Raw genomic sequence first — 17,830 nt, 5'->3', positions numbered from 1 at the left:
AGTCTCAGCGTTTCGCCGAAGTTGCCGCCGACACGGGGGCCAAAAATATGCGAGTGGCACGCGTGGATGCGCGGTTCGACCCAACGATCTATATTGCGGTCGCATTGTCCAATCTGCTGGCGATCGGCGGCGGGAGTTGGATGGTGATCAATGGGACGATGACGCTGGGCGAACTGACCAGCTTCGTCATGTATCTGGGCCTGATGATTTGGCCGATGCTGGCGTTGGCCTGGATGTTAAATATCGTGGAACGCGGCAGCGCTGGCTACAGCCGTATTCGTCAGCTCCTGTCCGAGAAGCCGGTGGTGGTCGACGGTGCTCAACCTTTACCGGACGAACCCGGTACGTTGGTGGCCGATATCCAGTCATTCCACTATCCGCAGCATAGCCAGATTGTGCTGCATGACGTCAGTTTCAGGCTGCAACCCGGAAGAATGCTGGGGCTATGTGGCCCCACCGGTTCCGGGAAAAGCACGCTGATTGCTTTGTTACTGCGTTCTTTCGACGTGGAAGAAGGACAAATTTCTTATCATGACATCCCGCTCGAGAGTATTCGCCTGGATGACCTAAGGTGCCGGTTCGCCATCGTCGGACAAACGCCGTTCCTGTTTGCCGATACGGTCGCGGGCAATATTGCCTTGGGTCGTCCGGATGCGACGGAAGCGCAAATTCAGGAAGCGGCGCGTTTGGCTCATGTTCATGACGATATTTTGCGTTTGCCGCAGGGGTATGAGACCGAAGTGGGCGAGCGCGGCGTCATGCTGTCAGGTGGACAGAAGCAGCGTATCGCCATCGCCCGCGCGCTTTTGCTGGAGGCTGAGGTCCTGGTTCTGGATGATGCCCTATCCGCTGTGGACGGACGCACTGAACACGAAATATTGAACAACCTGCGTGAGTGGGGCGAAAGGCGCACCCTGATTATCAGCGCACACCGGCTTTCCGCTTTGGTTGACGCGGATGAAGTCTTGGTGCTGCAACAGGGCGGAGTAGCGCAGCGCGGCAATCATCAGGCCCTGTCACACGAAACAGGGTGGTATCGGGACATGTATCGTTACCAGCAACTCGAAGCCGCATTGGACGAGCCGACGTCGCTTGAGGAGGTCAAAAGTGAATAATTCACATCCGCTCTGGCCGACACTGAAACGTTTGCTGGCCTATGGCTCACCTTGGCGCAAACCGCTGGCGGTAGGCATGGTGATGCTCTGGGTTGCGGCGGCGGCCGAAGTCGCCGGGCCGATACTGATCAGTTATTTTATCGACCATCTCGTCTCAAAAGGGCAGTTTCCGTTGATGTTGGCCAGCGGTTTGGCGGCGGTTTACGTGTTGCTTCAACTCCTTGCCGCATCTCTGCACTACCTGCAATCGCTGACCTTTAATCGGGTCGCCGTGGGCGTCGTACAACAATTGCGGATCGATGTGATGGACGCCGCGTTGCGTCAACCGTTGTCCACGTTCGATACACAGCCTGTCGGTCAACTGATTTCCCGGGTGACGAATGATACGGAAGTGGTCCGGGATCTTTACGTGATGGTGGTGGCAACGGTTCTGCGCAGCGCAGCGCTCATCAGCGCCATGATGGTGGCGATGTTCAGCCTTGATTGGCGTATGGCGCTCGTCGCATTGACCATCTTCCCTGCCGTGCTGGTGGTGATGGTGATTTACCAACGCTACAGTACGCCCATCGTACGCCGGGTGCGCAGCTACCTGGCGGACATTAACGATGGTTTTAATGAAGTCATCAACGGTATGAGCGTCATTCAGCAGTTTCGTCAGCAGGCGCGGTTTGGCAAACGCCTGAGTGAAGTCAGTCAAAAGCACTATCTGGCCCGTATGCAAACGCTGCGACTGGAAGGCTTTCTGTTACGTCCGCTGCTGAGCCTGTTTTCTGCGCTGGTGATGTGCGGACTCCTTCTGCAGTTCGGTTTCAGCTCGGTCGGTTCGGTCGGCGTCGGTGTGTTGTATGCTTTCATCAACTACCTTGGACGGCTTAACGAACCCTTGATTGAGCTGACGACTCAGCAGTCGATGTTGCAGCAAGCCGTCGTGGCCGGGGAGCGTATTTTCGCGCTGATGGATGGCAAACGGCAGGATTATGGTGACGACTTACGCCCGCTAACCAGCGGACGCATCGACATCGACGATGTGACTTTCTCTTATCGCCGCGGCAAACCGGTATTACGCAACATTGATCTGCAAATCCCGGATAAAGGGTTTGTTGCGCTGGTGGGACACACCGGCAGCGGCAAAAGTACGCTGGCGAACCTACTAATGGGATATTACACCCCCGAACACGGCGTGATTCGGCTGGATCAGCGCCCGCTGACGACATTGTCTCACCAGGTTCTGCGTAGCAACGTGGCGATGGTTCAACAGGACCCGGTAGTCCTTGCGGATTCTGTCTACGCCAACGTCACGTTGGGCCGTGATATTGATGAAGAGAGTGTGTGGCGCGTGTTGGACATGGTGCAACTGGCTGAGCTGGTTAGGGATATGCCCGAGGGGATCCACAGTCGTATCGGCGAACAGGGCAACAACCTTTCCGTGGGACAAAAACAGCTGCTTGCGCTCGCCCGCGTGCTGGTGAATGCGCCGAAAGTGCTGATTCTCGATGAAGCGACCGCCAACATCGACTCCGGGACAGAGCAGGCTATCCAGAAGGCGTTACGCTTGATCCGCGCTCAAACTACGCTGGTGGTTATCGCTCACCGGTTATCGACGATTGTCGAGGCCGACAATATTCTGGTACTTAACCACGGCGAAATGGCCGAGCAGGGAACGCACGCGCAATTGCTGGCTCAGCAAGGACGCTATTATCAGATGTATCAGTTACAGCTGGCAGGGCAGGCCCTCGCAGAGTCAAAACGCTATGATGTCGCCGAGATGACCTCCTGAATTTCCCTCATAACTACGCCTGATTTTCGGTACGCACCATAACCTAGCAGAGATTTTCCTGCTAACAAGGTCAGGCGCACCGGAATCAGGCGCGGCGCACAAAAATGGTGCACTGGATGTGTGCGCTGTGATTCATGATTGCCCATTCTTTACTCAGGCGCGATTTGTGCGATACGTGCATTCATCACCTTTCATCGCTTTTCCATCGTCTAATCATTTATGGCACATCAATTGCTTTCAATGATGTCGTATAGACATTTGATAGTGATGGCGCAGGCCTGAACTTAACGGGTTAGGGGGATGAGAATGAAACTGGTGACTGTGGTAATTAAACCGTTCAAGCTGGAAGATGTGCGCGAAGCCCTTTCTTCCATTGGTATTCAAGGCCTTACCGTTACAGAGGTGAAGGGGTTCGGACGCCAAAAAGGCCATGCGGAATTGTACCGCGGCGCGGAATATAGCGTGAATTTCTTGCCTAAAGTAAAAATTGATATTGCTATCGCCGACGACCAGCTCGATGAAGTGATTGATGTGATTAGCAAAGCCGCCTACACCGGCAAGATTGGCGACGGGAAGATCTTCGTCGCCGAACTACAGCGCGTCATTCGCATACGAACCGGCGAAACAGATGAAGCTGCATTATAACAACTACCTGATTTAGCCTTATAAATAGGGATGAATGAAAATGAAGAAACTATCCTTCTTGTCTGGTCTGGGTACCGCAGCCATGCTCCCGGCATGCGCCATGGCAGACACTGCAGCACCAGTGATCGATAAAGCCGATAACGCTTTCATGATGATTTGTACCGCTTTGGTGCTTTTTATGACCATTCCGGGCATTGCGCTGTTTTACGGCGGTCTGATTCGTTCCAAAAACGTGCTGTCCGTATTGTCTCAAGTGGTTGTCGCCTTCGCGTTGGTTTGTCTGTTGTGGGTCATCTATGGTTATAGCGTTGCGTTCAGCTCTGGCAACGCATTTTTCGGCAGCCTGAGCAACTTTATGCTGAATGGCATTGATATCGATTCGCAGAGCGGCACGTTCTACCAGTATATCCACGTCGCTTTCCAGGGCTCCTTCGCGTGCATCACCGTTGGCCTCGTGATTGGGGCTTTGGCGGAACGTATCCGCTTCTCGGCAGCGCTGATTTTTGTGGTGCTGTGGCTGACATTGTCTTACCTTCCCATGACTCACATGGTATGGGGTGGCGGCTATCTGGCCGCTGACGGCGCGCTCGATTTCGCCGGGGGCACGGTAGTGCACATCAACGCCGCGGTTGCGGGGCTGGTTGGCGCAACCTTGCTGGGTAAACGCGTTGGCTTCGGTAAAGAAGCGTTCAAACCCCATAATTTGCCGATGGTGTGTATTGGCACCGCTATCCTGTATATCGGCTGGTTCGGCTTCAACGCGGGTTCCGCCAGCTCGGCCAACAATATCGCGGGTTTGGCATTTTTGACGACGGTGATCGCGACGGCAGCAGCGATTCTGGCCTGGGTCGTCGGGGAATGGGGGCTGCGTGGCAAGCCTTCTCTGCTCGGCGCATGCTCCGGCTGTATCGCGGGCCTGGTCGCCATTACGCCTGCGGCAGGTACGGTTGGCGTTGGCGGAGCTATGGTTATCGGTTTTGCGGGCGGCTTCGCCGGCCTGTGGGGCGTAACCGTGTTGAAACGGTGGCTGCGTGTTGATGATCCATGCGACGTCTTCGGCGTTCACGGCGTCTGCGGTATCGTCGGCTGCATCCTGACAGGTGTCTTCACCTCATCCTCGCTGGGCGGCGTGGGGTACGCGGAAGGCGTCACCATGGCTCATCAGGTCTGGGTTCAGTTGTTCAGTGTGATCGTTTGTATCGTATGGTCTGGCGTGGCCGCATTCATTGCCTTCAAAATCGCTGATATGGCTGTCGGTCTGCGCGTTCCAGAAGAGCAAGAACGCGAAGGGCTGGACGTTAACAGCCACGGCGAAAACGCATACAACCAATAACCAGTCTCTGGAGGCGTGTGTCGCACGGCTCCACTGCAATAAAAAAATCACCCGTCAGTTTTCTACGGGTGGTTTTTTTGTGGGCGACTCTTGGGGGCTAATGGATCATGCGCCATGTCGGCGAATAACGCCCTCTTGCATGCTGGAGGCAATCAGAACGCCGTCGCGAGTATAGAATTGACCTCGAACTAATCCTCTACCGCCGGAGGCCGATGGGCTATCTACCGCATACAGCAGCCAGTCATCCATTCGAAATGGTCGATGGAACCACATGGCGTGATCGATAGTGGCGACCTGCATGCCGGGTTCGAGAAAACCAACGCCGTGAGGCTGGAGCGCCGTTAGCAGGCAGTTGCAATCTGAGGTATATCCCAAGAGATACTGGTGAACGCGTTCATCGTCACTCAATTTACCGTTAGCTCGGCACCAGACGTGGCGGATTGGTGGCTCAACCTCCCCTTTGAGCGGGTTGTGGAATTTTACCGGCCGCATTTCGATAGGGCGTTCTTCAGTAAACGTCTCTTTCAATTGAGGCGGCAGCAAATGGGCCAGGCTCCGCGCGATGTCTTGCTCCGACGGCAAACTTTCCGGCATCGGCACCTGCGGCATCACGCTTTGGTGTTCGAATCCCGACTCGGGTTGCTGGAATGAGGCGGTCATATGGAAAATAGGGCGGCCATTCTGAATGGCATCTACGCGTAGGGTGCTGAAACTCTTGCCTTCTCGTAAGGTCGCAACCTGATAGATGATTGGCTTATGACTTTCTCCCGGCAAGAGAAAGTAACAATGAAAAGAGTGCACGTTACGCTGTTCGGAAACCGTCTGTTTCGCCGCCGAAAGCGCCTGACCGACAACCTGGCCGCCAAAGACCTGTCTCAGCCCTAAATCCTGACTTTGACCACGAAATAAACCTTCCTCGATTTTTTCCAGATTCAGCAAATCGAGAAGCTGTTGTAATGCCTGACTCATCATTATCAGCCTTGTCGGTAGTACGCCATGTTGCGGGTCCTTGTGGCGATGACCACGTGACCCCACTTTTTGTTTTGGTCCTTTCTGTCATCCCTTATGAAAATATCAAGATATTGAACCATAATTAAAACGCCGAGTGGTTCTTGCTACTTAGCGGTCATCGGTTTTCGCCGAAGGCCATATAAATGATAAAGGGAGACTTACCAAATGAAATTATGGCATATCTTGGGCGGTATCATGGTATCGATCGGCTTGGTTGGGTGTGCAGATAAAAGTGATAGTGGTGTAGCTCCGGATGTCAGAGGCCCTATCCCGGCAAGCGGCAGCTATCTGCCCGGCATTGCGCAGCCTTCCGTAACCGGCACGGTGAATATTCGACAAAAAATTGCATTGCCGGCGGATGCTGAATTAACAGTAACCGTTTCAGATGCCTCGTTGGCCGACGCTCCGTCGAAAATCATTACCCAGCGAGTGACGTTAACTCATGGAAAACAATCGCCTTTCCACTTTGTTTTGCCCTACAACCCGAAAGATATCCAACCTAACGCGCGGGTGCTTTTGAGCGCTGCGGTTACCATCAATCATCGCGTCACGCTGATTACGGAAAGCGTTGTGCCTGTGATCACTAATGGCGTTCGTTCCGCCGAGTTGACTTTGGTTCCGGTGGAGTCTGTGCCTGTACCGGCGAATCCGTCAGTACCCTTAGCGGCAGGGACGGATGTCCATAGCGGAGCGACGGTGCCCCCGGTTTCATCAGGTACGGCCGTTTCCCCTATGCAGTGATCAAGGGGTAACCAGCGGCGAACGATCAGATTTACGCCGTTGGTTGCCAACGAAACCGGCTGAGGTCGATTTTACCAGCCAAATTAAATTTTACCCCTTCCGCAACCAGCGCCAGCTTTTGGCGCTGATTACCTGGTCCCGTCAACGATAGCTCGCCTTTTCGGTTAATCACACGGTGCCAAGGGAGCTTGGTCCCTGCAGGAAGATTACGCAATATAGCGCCGACTTGGCGCGCAGCGCGGGGCGAGCCAGCTAAAAGCGCGATGTCTCCGTAGGTTGCGACTTGACCGAAGGGGATAGCCGCGATGACCTGGAACACGCGTTGTCGAAAATTATCTTCATGTGGCGACATAGCCGTAGGGAGTCTCCTGTTTGCCATGAGATTTCGCGATAGCGCATGGTATCAAGTCGATAATGGGCAAGAAAACGGCGGTTAGGTCGTGTCGGCTTGCAATTGAGCAGACCATCGCTGATAATGCCCACCGCTTCGCAGTGCGGAGCCGTCAATGGAGGCCCTGTTGGTTCTCCCGCAACACTAACCTGTGGACTCGGTCAGGTCCGGAAGGAAGCAGCCGCAGCAGGCGACGTGTGTGCCGGGATGTAGCTGGCGGGGCCTCCACCATTTCAGATATTTCTTACCCCTGTTTTCCCCTTCTTATTTTTTAATTTTACTTATCCGGATAATCTTTGTTTAACAATCTGGCGTTGTCTCGCTTTTTATTTATTCGGCGTCATCGGGTTTATGCATTGAACGCCATTGAGGGTAAGTTTATAAAAAGACTTATCTCTATCGATAGGGAGTTGTTTAATAAAGTGGGTGTTAAGTTATTTATGATGAATTAAGGCGGAAATATGTACATATGAGTTGTTACTGATTTTAGCATATTGCTTAATTTTTCTAATAAGACAAAGGCCGATCATGATATCGGCTCAATGTACTTTCAGCTCGACCTCAGAGGATTAATACGTATTAACGTACATATTTCCATACAGCGGTAGGGACTTTGTCGTAGAGCTTATTCATGGTCAGCTCGGCCAAACGGTGGTCTGCAGCGGAATAGAACATTTCTAACTCATCGTTAGAGAGTTCATACTTGTTCTTTTCAATAACGCGTTCAAGGGTGTCAATGGTTGTGCATTTGCGCAAACGCATCAAGTAATCTATTTTTTTCATAATAACCTTTATGAATTTTCCTGGGTTAAAATAAGTATAAGGCAAATAATTGCTTAAGTTCTTACTGTTGCATAGCTGCTCTTTTCTGAGAGCATTCTGAATAATTGTGACTTAGATTTTTGCCATCTCCGCAGCTCCGCATCATTAATGCCGTAATTGCTGAAAAGAATATAAGTATCGTCTAAATATTTTTCAACCCGCATGTACAACTCTTCATCATCCGGGTATTTAATTTTATAGGTGCCAATAAAGGCCGCAATATGCTCAATAAGTTCATTGAGCTGAAGATTTATTGCGGAGGTCGGATCATTCACCCAGCCGTGATTGCTGTCACCTAGTGTCGCGATACTTTCGTCGCGCAGATTCTCACACAAGAATCTGAGTTGGGCAATATCATAATGTTTAGGTGAGTACTCATCCATTTCAATCCCTCCGTTAAGCCGTAGTTCAGTCTTACTTAGGGTTTACTCCTGCTGTAGCAGGTAACGTGATGAATTGCATAAGAGAGATTACACTCCGCTGTCCTCAAATAGACCGACCAAGGATAACACGGTGAATGTAAAGAATGTCCTCACGTCTTTGTAAAAATCATTCTGCATCAACTATAGCAAAGAACACCTAGGTTCGCACAACGTGGACATTTTCTGTAGCTATTGGTGCTATCGAACTCATCGTTCAAAATTTGTAATGTATTAATTGAACCATAAGACTATTAAACATCTCTTTTAAAAAGTGCCACTTTTACTATGTTAATTAGTTTTTCCAGAATTGAATGTAAGCTATCCATATAAAATGTAACAAAAATAGCATTAAACAATCTCGAAGGAGGTGGCCGAACGGCGGGTGGGATAAGGCAGGGCGCTTCCCTATGGCGGCCAAAAGCCGGGCCGCTTTTAAAGGTGATAGAACGCAATACGCTGAATCATCGACAGTCAGTCAGTTACCTAAGTGTTAAAGCCTGTTTAAATCCGAAAGGGAAAGGAAATTCTTATCAGGCTTTATTGTTTGTTTATTGATGACGGCCTAAAGGTCCGATGAGTTATTCATTAGTGTTTTTTCTTTTTCCGGCCCTGAACCGCCTTAAAGCGAGGATGGGTTTTACAGATAACATAAATTCTGCCGCGTCGTTTAACGACGATACAATCTTTATGGCGATTTTTGGCGCTTCGTAGTGAGCTTAATACTTGCATAAAGCATTTCTCCCGTCTTTAAGATTTAAGAAAGTGGCCGAATCTTTTCTGGAAGCGTGCAGCGCTTCCTTCTTTTGAATACTCCTTCTGTTTGCCCGTGTAGTAGGGATGCGAGGCTGCAGAAACTTCGACGGTGACATAGGGGTATATTTTCCCCTCATATTCATGGGTTCTTTCCGTCGTGATAGTGGATCCGACGGTATAAAACGTGTTCGCGCTGGTATCGTGGAAAAGCACGGTGCGGTAGCGGGGATGTATATCGGGTTTCATAATACGCCTGCGGCTAATGTTATAACATAACATTATTTTGCACTTCTTTTATTCGCGGATCAACAATGGTTTGCATGAAAGGGTGGGCTAAGAGCAAAAAAATAGGCCGCTTAAGCGGCCTATTTTGACTAAGGATGTGAATTAGTGCTGGTCTGGCTGATGTTCCGTCTTCTCAGCGCTTTTCTTTTTACTGAAGCGCCGGCTGACGACGACGTAAAAGACGGGCACGAAATAGATAGCCAAAATGGTGGCGGTCAACATCCCGCCCATGACCCCAGTCCCGACTGCGTTTTGCGCGCCGGAGCCTGCGCCAGAGCTGATGACTAGCGGCACGACCCCCAAAATGAGGCCAGCGAGGTCATCAATATGGGGCGCAAACGCATCCGAACGGCATCGAGCGTCGCCTCCACTAAACCTTTTCCTTCTTTTTCCATCAGATCTTTCGCAAACTCGACGATCAAAATGGCGTTTTTGGCTGATAGCCCAATAGTGGTGAGCATCCCTACCTTGAAGTACACATCGTTTTCCAAGCCGCGCATACTGGCAGCGACCACGGCCCCCAGAATCCCAAGCGGTACAACGAGCATGACGGAGAAGGGGACCGACCAGCTTTCGTACAGTGCGGCAAGACACAAGAACACGACAATAGCAGAAATGACTATCAGCGCAGGCGCCTGATTACCTGCCAGACGTTCCTGGTAAGACATGCCCGTCCAATCGAAGTTGACTCCTTCAGGTAACTGCGAGGCCAGCTCTTCCATCAGCGCCATTGCTTCACCCGTACTTTTCCCAGGTGCGGCTTCTCCCAGAATCTCCATAGAGGGTAACCCGTTGTATCGCTCCAGACGCGGGGAACCATATTCCCAATGGGCTGTACCGAAGGCGGAGAAGGGGACCATCTGGCCTGCCGTACCGCGAACATACCAGTTCTGAATGTCGCCAGGCAGCATACGGAACTTCGCATCCGCCTGGACGTACACTTTCTTCACCCTACCGCGGTCGATGAAGTCGTTGACGTAACTTCCTCCCAACGCGGTTGCCAGCGTCGAGTTGATTTCATCCAACGTGACGCCCAGAGCGAGCGCTTTCTCCTGGTCGATATCCAGACGATATTGCGGGGTATCTTCCATGCCGTTCGGACGAACGCTCACCAACGTATCCGAATGTTGCGCGACCAATCCTAACAGCTGGTTACGAGCCTGCATCAGCTTGTCATGCCCCAAGTTGCCTTGGTCAACCAACTGGAAGTCGAAGCCGCTGGCGGTACCCAGTTCAACGATAGCGGGAATGTTGAACGGAATGACCAACCCTTCTTTTATCTGAGAAAAAGCGGCGTAAGCTCGGCCGGCGATTGCGTCGACCTTATTTGCGGCTCCACTACGCTCATCCCAATTTTTCAGGCTGGCAAAGGCAATCCCCATGTTTTGCCCGCGTCCGGCGAATCCAAAACCGTTGACGGTAAAGACGGAGTTCACGTTGTCCTTTTCATTATTCAGGTAGTACGAATCCACTTGATCCAGCACTTTTTGGGTGCTTTCCTGCGTGGAGCCGACAGGTAACTGCACCATGGTGAGCAGTACACCCTGGTCTTCCTGGGGCAGGAATGAACTAGGCAGACGCAGGAACATCAGACCGAGACCAATAACCAGCAGCAGGTAAATCACGACATAGCGACCGGTGCTGCGCAGGATGTTGGCAACGCTGTCGGTATAGTGATGCGTACTCTTTTCGAAAAGACGGTTGAACCAGCCGAAAAAGCCCTTGGTTTTGCCGTGACCATGATTATCAACAGGTTTAAGCAGTGTGGCGCATAGGGCTGGAGTCAGGATCAAGGCCACCAGGACGGACAGCACCATGGAAGATACGATGGTTACCGAGAACTGACGGTAGATGGCGCCGGTCGAACCGCCGGAGAAGGCCATCGGCACAAATACCGCGGACAGCACAAGCGCGATCCCCACCAGAGCGCCCTGAATCTGGCCCATGGATTTCCGCGTGGCTTCTTTGGGCGATAGTCCTTCTTCCGCCATAACACGTTCGACGTTTTCCACCACGACGATGGCGTCATCCACTAGAAGACCGATCGCCAACACCATGGCGAACATGGTCAGGGTATTGATGGAGTAGCCAAATGCCGAGAGGATGGCGAAGGTCCCCAGCAAGACCACCGGCACCGCGATGGTAGGGATGAGCGTCGCGCGGAAGTTCTGTAGGAACAGATACATTACCAGGAACACCAGCACGATAGCTTCAATCAGCGTTTTCACCACTTCGTTAATAGAAATCTTAACGAACGGCGTGGTGTCGTACGGATAGACCACTTTCAATCCCGAAGGGAATTGCGCCTGCAGTTTAGCCAACTCGGCTTTAACGGCGTTGGCCGTGTCCAGCGCATTCGCCCCGGTTGCCAGTTTGATGCCGAGACCAGAAGCCGGCTGACCGTTATAACGGGCAACGACGCTGTAGTCTTCACCGCCCAGTTCAATCCGGGCGACATCTTTCAGCCGAACCTGTGAACCGTCCTGGTTCACGCGGATCAGAATATTGCCGAACTGTTCGGTATTGTTGAGTCTTGTCTGGGCGATAATTGACGAGTTTAATTTTTGTCCCGGTACTGGCGGCGTCCCGCCTAACTGACCGGCGGCAATCTGCGTGTTCTGAACTGTAATTGCCGAGACCACGTCTGACGTGGTCATCTGATAATTGGTGAGTTTGTTGGGGTCGAGCCAGATACGCATGGCGTACTGGGCACCAAACAGCTGAGTATCACCGACACCGGTAACGCGGCTGATGGGGTCCTTGACGCTGGAGCCGACGTAGTCCGCGATGTCCTGCTGGGTCATGTTTTTATCATCGCTGATAAACCCGACGACCATCAGAAAGCTGCTGCTGGATTTCTGCACGCTAACGCCTTGCTGCTGAACTTCCTGCGGCAAAAGCGGCATGGCGAGCTGCAACTTGTTCTGCACCTGTACCTGAGCGATGTCAGGGTTGGCTTTGGAGTCAAAGGTTAACGTGATCTGAGCGTTGCCAGACGAGTCGCTGTTCGATGACATGTACAGCAGATTATCGATGCCGCTCATGTTCTGTTCGATGACCTGCGTGACGGTATCCTGCACCGTTTTGGCGTCTGCGCCCGGATAAGAGGCGGTCACTTCAACCGACGGTGGCGCAATGCTCGGATACTGGGCTACCGGCAACTGTGTTATCGCCAATAGCCCGGTCAGCATCACCATAATGGCAATGACCCATGCGAAGATGGGGCGATCTATGAAAAACTTAGCCATTGATTACCGGCTCCTGTTAAGACTTGGCGGGTTGGGCTTGGGGCTGCTGAGCGCTGTCAGATTTGACTTCCTGCGCTGTCACCACAATGCCGGGTTTGATCTTTTGCAAGCCGGAAACAATCACGCGATCGCCGGGTTTGATGCCTGACGTCACCACCCACTTGTCGCCGATAGCCTGAGCTGTGGTGACCGAGCGGACTTCAACTTTGTCGCCTTCACCGACCACAAGTGCGGAAGCATCGCCGCGCGGAGTGCGGGTGACGCCTTCCTGAGGTACCAGAATCGCGTTTTGATTGATGCCAGCATCCAGACGCGCACGGACGAACATACCGGGCAGCAGGTTGTGTGAAGGGTTCGGGAAGATGGCGCGCAGCGTGATGGAACCGGTCGTTTCATCTACGGTCACATCGGAGAACTCCAGCGTACCCTGCTGATCGTATTCAGTACCGTTTTCAAGCAACAAACGGACGTTGGCCTTACCATTGGTCGCCTGGATAGTGCCACTGTTCAAATCGTTCTTAAGCCGCAGAAAATCGTTGCTGGACTGCGTCACGTCCACATAAATGGGGTCGAGCTGCTGAATTGTGGTGAGCGCGGTCGTTTGAGCGCTGGAAACCAAGGCGCCTTCGGTGACCGTGGACTTACCAATGCGGCCCGAAATCGGGGCAGTGACTTTGGTGTAATCGAGGTTGATTTGGGCGGAGTCTACGGCGGCTTTGCCGGAAACGACGGTTGCGTCGGCCTGACGGGAGGTCGCGACGGCCTGGTCGTATTCCTGCTTGCTGATGTAGTTGGTGCCTAACAGCGGTTTGTAGCGGTTGACGGTCAAACGCGCGACTTCGGCGTTTGCTTGCGCTTCCGCCAGCGAGCCTTTCGCGTTATTAAGCTGTGCCTGATAAGGCGCCGGGTCGATTTGATACAGCGATACGCCAGCCTGGACGTCGCCGCCTTCCACGAAATTACGCTTGAGGATAATGCCGCCGACCTGAGGACGGACTTCCGCTACGCGGTAAGAATTAGTGCGTCCCGGCAGTTCGGTGATGATATTTAGAGGTTGTGCTTTTATGGTGACAATATCTACCGCTGGCGCGTTTCCTGCCGCATTGCCTTGGCTTTCACCCTTATTATCACATCCAGTGAGGACTAAGCCGCCAGAAAGCATCAGCACCGCCAGAGGCAAAAGCCTTCTGTTTTTATTCATAAAATAAACCTCAAGATTCCGATTCGAAAATTGATCAATGGATAACAAGCCCAAACCCATTGCTGCGATAATATTCAGTTCATGCTATGTTACATACATACACGAATGTATGTAAATCACACCTTTCAGTTAAAATAATGCTATGGCACGAAAAACCAAAAAACAGGCTGAGGAAACCCGCCAGCACATTATGGAGACGGCACTGCGCCTTTTCTCCGAGCACGGTGTCTCTGCGACGTCATTGTCTGACATTGCGGTCGCTGCGGGTGTAACACGAGGTGCTATTTACTGGCATTTCAAAAACAAAGCTGAACTGTTTGCTGAAATTTGGGCGCGTTCAGAAACAAAAATTGCCGATTTTGAAACTGAGTATCATGCAAAATTTCCGGATGATCCACTTCATGTTATGCGGGAAGTCCTTATTTATATGCTGAAGCAGATCGAGTGCGACGGCGATTGGCGCGCGATGATGGAGATTATTTTCCATAAATGCGAGTTTAGCGGTGAAATCCGCTCCTCTTGCCATGGACGCAAAGAAATTCACCTTGATTGTTACAATAAAGTGGATGTTTTGCTGAGCCGCTGCATTATCTCCGGCAAGCTGCCCGAGGATATCGATGCCCATCGGGCGGCTATTGCGCTGCGAGCCTACCTGTCTGGCGTGATGGAAAATTGGCTATTTATGCCGGAAAGCTTCGGATTGAGTCATGAAGCGCCATTTTTAGTCGATGGCCTTATCGATATGCTCCGATTCAGCCCGGCAATGCGTCAGGTCCATTGACCTGAAAAATGTTTATAGATCGTAAAGACCGTTACCTTTCCCCACGGATTCACATATCTCGGCTCGACTGAGGCGTGATAAACTTGGCGTATCTCCGCTTATACGATGATGTGCCATGAGTTCCAGGTTCGCTGTTTTACGCCATGTTTACGCCCCTTTCCTCCGCGTGCCGCATTCCGCCTTGCGTTCGCTGTCGGCGCTTCTTCTAACGCTGTGTCTGGCGCTGGCCGTATGCGCGCCAGCGTTGGCGATGACCAATGATTTGCCGGCCCGCAGCGATATTCAAAACCGTCTAGATACGCTCAACAAACAAAAAAGCCAGTCACCGGCCGATAAGCTGGTTATCGAGGATTACACCAAAACGCTTGACGTTCTGGATGCGATAGAACGGGTTAAGCAGGAAACCGCGCAACTGAAACTTCAGGCGGCGCAATCCCCGGCCAAGCTGCGGCAGACCAGCAATGATCTGGCGGCGTTGACTTCGTCATCGGAAGTTTCACTCGCATCACTTGAATCCTTATCGATTAAACAGTTGGAGTCACGCTTAAACGATACGCTGGCTGGCCTGCAGTCGGCGCAGGAAAACTTGTCTAATTACAATAGTCAGCTGATTTCGCTGCAAACGCAGCCGGAAAGAGTGCAGAGCGCCATGCTGACGGCGTCGCAGCGCAGCCAGCAACTGCGCAATCAGCTCAATGGCCTGGAGCCGGAACAGGCGACGTTACGGCCGAGCCAGCAAACGTTGCTGTTGACGGAACAGGTCCTGTTGAGTGCTCAGATGGAGCAGCAGCGCAAAAGTCTGGAAGTGAATACGACGTTGCAGGATCTCCTGCAAAAGCAGCGTGACTACACGGCGGCCCAGATTAATCAGCAAGAACGCATGGTGCAGGCGCTGCAAAATGTGGTCAGCCACAAACGTCTCAACCTGTCGGAGAAAACCGCTAAAGAGGCGCAGACATCCGGCGAGCTGCAGCGCATACAGGAAAACCCACTGGTTAAGACGGAAATGGAGACCAACCGTCAGCTCAGCCAGCGGCTGATTACCGCGACCGAAGCAGGAAATACGCTGGTGCAGCAAAGCATTCAGGTAAAAAACTGGTTGGATCGCGCTACGCAGTCCGAGCGTAATCTGAAAGAGCAGGTCACCGTACTCAAAGGTAGCCTGTTGTTGTCGCGCATTTTGTATCAGCAACAGCAAAACCTCCCTTCGGCAGATGAACTGAGCGACATGAGCACGCAGATCGCCGATTTGCGCCTGGAGCAGTTCGACATCAACCAGCAGCGGGATGAGCTGTTTCGCGGCGATGAATATATTCAGAAGTTACTGGCGCGCAGCAATACGGCCTCCGACGACGAAGTGACCGATGCGCTGGAGCAGATTCTGGACATGCGCCGTGAGTTGCTAGACCAGTTGAACAAGCAGCTCGGCAACCAGCTGATGCTTGCGATTAACCTGCAAATCAACCGACAGCAGCTCGGCAGCGTGAACGCTTCGCTGCAAAGGACGCTGACCCAGCAGATCTTCTGGGTGAACAGCAACAAGCCGATGGACTGGAGCTGGCTGAAAGAATTTCCATCCTCCTTCAAACAACAACTGCACGGCATTCATATCGGGGTTAAATCGGAACAGTTTGTTCAGGGGGCTTTACGCTCCTTGCTTTATGTCGTTCCGGCGATGCTATTGGTGGGGCTGATCTTCTGGCGTCGACCATCTATCGACCATTATCTCGACAAATTGTCTAAAGACGTCGGACAGCTCAAACGCGACAGCCAGCTCCATACCCCGCAGACGATTCTCCTCCTGCTGATAAAGGTGCTGCCCGGCACGCTAATCTTAATGTGTCTGGGACTGTGGCTGGAGCGCTCCGGGGGGCAACTGGGCGAATTTGCCTGGCTGCTAAGTCAGGATCTGGCGCTGTTCTGGCTCGTCTTTGGGCTTGCCTGGCAGGGGCTGAAGCCCGAGGGAATGTTTGAACGGCATTTCAACCTCGCGCCTTCGCTAAGCGCTCACTATCGCAGGCAGACGCTGCGGCTGGGATGTGCGCTGCTGCCGCTGATTTTTTGGTCTGTCATCGGCGAACAGATCCCACTGTATCTGGTGGACGACGTTATCGGGCAGTTGATGATCGTCCTCAACCTGGTGCTGCTGTCGGTACTGGTCTTTCCGCTTTGCCGGGATAGCTGGCGTGACAAAGATCGCCACACGATGCGTCTGATCGTCGTTACGGCCATTGCGCTAATGCCGCCGTTTTTGATCGTGTTGATGTTTAGCGGCTACTTCTATACGACGTTGCGCTTATCCGGGCGTTGGATCGAAAGCCTGTATCTGCTGATTATTTGGAATGTGGTCTACATGGCCACCATCCGCGGGCTGAGCGTCGCGGCTCGACGTCTGGCCTATCGCCGTGCGCTGGCCAGGCGGCAGAACACGGTGAAAGAGGGCGCTGAAGGGAGCGAACCAGTGCCTGAAGCGCCGTTGGCGCTGGAACAGATCAGCCAGCAATCATTGCGACTGACCACCATGGTTCTGGTGATAGTCTTCTGCGGCGCGATCTATGGGATTTGGGCGGACCTGGTAACGGTATTCTCCTACCTTGATAGTGTCACGCTCTGGCACTACAACGCGTCCGTGGGCGGCAGCAACGTCCTGCAAGCGGTAACGCTCGGCAACTTGCTGCTGTCGCTGGCGGTGATTGTGATTGCCTACGTGATGACCCGCAACTTGCCGGGGCTACTGGAAGTGCTGGTGCTTTCCCGGCTGCAGCTACGGCAGGGGACCTCTTATGCCATTACGACGATATTGACCTATCTGATTACGTCCTTCGGCGCGGTGACTGCCCTTAGCTCGCTCGGCGTATCATGGGACAAACTTCAGTGGCTGGTCGCGGCATTGTCCGTCGGGCTCGGCTTCGGTTTGCAGGAGATCTTCGCCAACTTCGTCTCCGGTCTGATCATCCTGTTCGAACGCCCCGTGCGTATCGGCGATACGATCACCATCGGGGCGTTTTCGGGAACGGTCAGCAAGATCAGAATTCGAGCGACGACGATTACGGATTTTGACCGTAAAGAGGTGATCATTCCGAACAAGGCCTTCGTGACGGAGCGCCTGATCAACTGGTCGCTATCAGATACCATCACGCGTGTCATCATCAGCATTGGCGTGGCCTACGGGTCGGATCTGGATAAGGTGAAATCCGTTTTGTTGCAGGCCGCGCGAGAGAACGCCCGTGTGATGACCGATCCAGAGCCGCAGGTGTTTTTCCTCGCGTTCGGCGCAAGTACCCTCAATCATGAGCTGAGACTGA

At 52.7% G+C, this 17,830-nt stretch carries 14 protein-coding genes, 1 other RNA gene and 1 pseudogene; 8 read left to right on the top strand and 8 right to left on the bottom strand.

The annotated features are described in order from the left end of the window. The 4 genes from AU511_RS15280 to amtB form a co-directional block, all read left to right on the top strand. Positions 1-1,115, top strand: a 1,115-nt coding sequence (locus AU511_RS15280) for an ATP-binding cassette domain-containing protein (RefSeq protein ID WP_139829399.1), incomplete at its 5' end; no start/stop codon positions are given. Then, positions 1,108-2,892, top strand: coding sequence for a SmdB family multidrug efflux ABC transporter permease/ATP-binding protein (locus tag AU511_RS15275; protein WP_094110200.1), 1,785 nt, complete (start codon positions 1,108-1,110; stop codon positions 2,890-2,892). The genes AU511_RS15280 and AU511_RS15275, both read left to right, overlap by 8 nt. A gap of 306 nt (positions 2,893-3,198) precedes the next feature. Continuing rightward, positions 3,199-3,537, top strand: a complete 339-nt coding sequence (gene glnK, locus AU511_RS15270; RefSeq protein ID WP_009114005.1) for a P-II family nitrogen regulator — start codon at positions 3,199-3,201, stop codon at positions 3,535-3,537. 40 nt (positions 3,538-3,577) lie between these two features. Then, the gene (amtB, locus tag AU511_RS15265; RefSeq protein WP_094102008.1) at positions 3,578-4,870 is read left to right on the top strand and encodes an ammonium transporter AmtB; all 1,293 of its coding nucleotides are present in this window, start codon (positions 3,578-3,580) and stop codon (positions 4,868-4,870) included. A gap of 105 nt (positions 4,871-4,975) precedes the next feature. Here amtB and tesB read toward each other — a convergent pair whose 3' ends face one another. Further along, entirely contained in the window at positions 4,976-5,839 is an 864-nt protein-coding gene (gene tesB / locus AU511_RS15260; protein WP_094110201.1) for an acyl-CoA thioesterase II, read from the bottom strand. 207 nt (positions 5,840-6,046) lie between these two features. On the opposite strand from tesB, the gene AU511_RS15255 reads away from it, so the two are divergent. Further along, positions 6,047-6,622, top strand: coding sequence for a YbaY family lipoprotein (locus AU511_RS15255; protein ID WP_094110199.1), 576 nt, complete (start codon positions 6,047-6,049; stop codon positions 6,620-6,622). Between the two features lie 31 nt (positions 6,623-6,653). Here AU511_RS15255 and AU511_RS15250 read toward each other — a convergent pair whose 3' ends face one another. Continuing rightward, positions 6,654-6,974 (bottom strand): MGMT family protein, encoded by a 321-nt coding sequence (locus AU511_RS15250; RefSeq protein WP_094110198.1) that lies wholly within the window; start codon positions 6,972-6,974, stop codon positions 6,654-6,656. A 164-nt stretch (positions 6,975-7,138) separates the two neighbouring features. Between AU511_RS15250 and ffs the strand changes: the two genes are divergently transcribed. Beyond that, an RNA gene (gene ffs, locus AU511_RS15245) (signal recognition particle sRNA small type) lies at positions 7,139-7,235 on the top strand. Positions 7,236-7,592: 357 nt separating this feature from the next. Here the strand turns inward: ffs and AU511_RS15240 are convergent. The 6 genes and pseudogenes from AU511_RS15240 to AU511_RS15215 form a co-directional block, all read right to left on the bottom strand. Next, a complete protein-coding gene (locus AU511_RS15240; protein ID WP_009114000.1) occupies positions 7,593-7,796 on the bottom strand; it encodes an HHA domain-containing protein in 204 nt (67 codons plus the stop codon). Positions 7,797-7,849: 53 nt separating this feature from the next. Continuing rightward, a complete protein-coding gene (tomB, locus tag AU511_RS15235; protein ID WP_026738849.1) occupies positions 7,850-8,218 on the bottom strand; it encodes an Hha toxicity modulator TomB in 369 nt (122 codons plus the stop codon). Between the two features lie 624 nt (positions 8,219-8,842). Beyond that, positions 8,843-8,986: a type B 50S ribosomal protein L36 gene (gene ykgO / locus AU511_RS15230; RefSeq protein ID WP_094110197.1), complete on the bottom strand. Its 144-nt coding sequence runs from the start codon at positions 8,984-8,986 to the stop codon at positions 8,843-8,845. Positions 8,987-9,004: 18 nt separating this feature from the next. Beyond that, positions 9,005-9,256 (bottom strand): type B 50S ribosomal protein L31, encoded by a 252-nt coding sequence (locus AU511_RS15225; RefSeq protein ID WP_094110196.1) that lies wholly within the window; start codon positions 9,254-9,256, stop codon positions 9,005-9,007. A gap of 141 nt (positions 9,257-9,397) precedes the next feature. Then, positions 9,398-12,543: pseudogene (locus AU511_RS15220) on the bottom strand (efflux RND transporter permease subunit). A 16-nt stretch (positions 12,544-12,559) separates the two neighbouring features. After that, complete coding sequence (locus AU511_RS15215) at positions 12,560-13,744, bottom strand: efflux RND transporter periplasmic adaptor subunit (RefSeq protein ID WP_094102010.1); 1,185 nt, start codon at positions 13,742-13,744, stop codon at positions 12,560-12,562. A gap of 142 nt (positions 13,745-13,886) precedes the next feature. Between AU511_RS15215 and acrR the strand changes: the two genes are divergently transcribed. Further along, entirely contained in the window at positions 13,887-14,525 is a 639-nt protein-coding gene (gene acrR / locus AU511_RS15210) for a multidrug efflux transporter transcriptional repressor AcrR (RefSeq protein WP_094102004.1), read from the top strand. 115 nt (positions 14,526-14,640) lie between these two features. Further along, positions 14,641-17,830 (top strand): mechanosensitive channel MscK (gene mscK, locus AU511_RS15205; RefSeq protein WP_094110195.1); only part of this gene is annotated, 3,190 nt, incomplete at its 3' end.

The organism is Lonsdalea iberica (genome assembly GCF_002111585.1).
Classification (GTDB): Bacteria; Pseudomonadota; Gammaproteobacteria; order Enterobacterales; family Enterobacteriaceae; genus Lonsdalea; species Lonsdalea iberica.
Note: the sequence above shows the minus strand (reverse complement) of the source record. Positions and strands in the feature narration are given on the sequence as shown.